The following is a 1,077-nucleotide window of genomic DNA, read 5'->3' as shown; positions in this document are numbered from 1 at the left end:
CCACCTTCAGCTGCTGCAACGGTAACAAGCATCATTTTCCCAACACAGTCTCCAGCAGAGTAAATATCAGGATTTGTTGTTTGCATAAACTCGTCAGTTTTTATAAATCCTCTTTCGTTTGTCTCAACTCCAACGTTTTCAAGCCCAATATTTTCTGTATTTGGAATTCTTCCGGTTGCTATCAGCAGGTCTGTTCCTTTTATTGTCATCTCCTTTCCTTCAGCTTCAATAACGACAGATTTTTCTTTTCCATTCTGGTAGATTTCTTTAACCCTTATGCCTGTCAAAATCTCCATCCCTTCTTTTTTAAGGGCATTTCTTAAAACCTGTCTTGCTTCTGGCTCTTCTCTAAATGCTATATCAGGTAAAGCCTCAAGGACTGTTACCTTTGAACCAAACCTTAAAAATATCTGACCAATTTCAAGCCCAACTGCACTTCCACCTATTACGATTAGATACTCTGGAAGATATGTGATGTTTAAGATTTCTCTGTTTGTCATAAAATCCACATTCTTTAAACCTTTTATCGGAGGGACAGAAGGTCTTGAGCCTGTTGTTATCACAGCCTTGTGGTACCTGATTTCCTCACCATTAACTTTTATAACCCCATTTTTAACAAACTCACCTTTTCCCTCTTTATACTCAATAGAAGGATAAGCCTCTAAAACATTCCAGTACTTTTCTTTTCTAAGCTCGTCTAAAAGTTTATTCTTTTCTTCAATAACTGTTTTAATATCAATTTTCCCTTGAGGCAGCTCAATGCCTTTAAACGGATTTAATTTTGGAGTGTAGTAAGTTTTGGCAACATCGATCAGATGTTTAGTTGGAACACATCCTCTATTTAAACAAGTTCCACCTATAATATTATTTTCGATAACAAGAGCCTTTGCCCCAAGGTCTGAGGCTTTTATGGCAGCTGCAAATCCAGCCGAACCTCCACCTAAAACTACTAGGTCATAAACATCTCCTTTTGAGATGTAAACATTCTTTTCTTCTTCAATTAACGAAGCTCCGTACCCTGCATTTTCTACAGCTTTTATTATCTGGTTTATATCTGCATTTCCCTCTACCTCTGCA

The 1,077-nt window shown here is 37.4% G+C and carries 1 protein-coding gene; it reads right to left on the bottom strand.

Going from position 1 to position 1,077, the window contains the following annotated elements; all coding sequences use genetic code 11:
* The coding region (locus HG1285_RS00300; RefSeq protein ID WP_008289704.1) for an FAD-dependent oxidoreductase at positions 1-1,077 on the bottom strand (1,077 nt) is incomplete at both ends.

The sequence above is a fragment of the Hydrogenivirga sp. 128-5-R1-1 genome, assembly GCF_000171895.1.
This window is presented reverse-complemented; position numbering and strand designations above follow the sequence as displayed.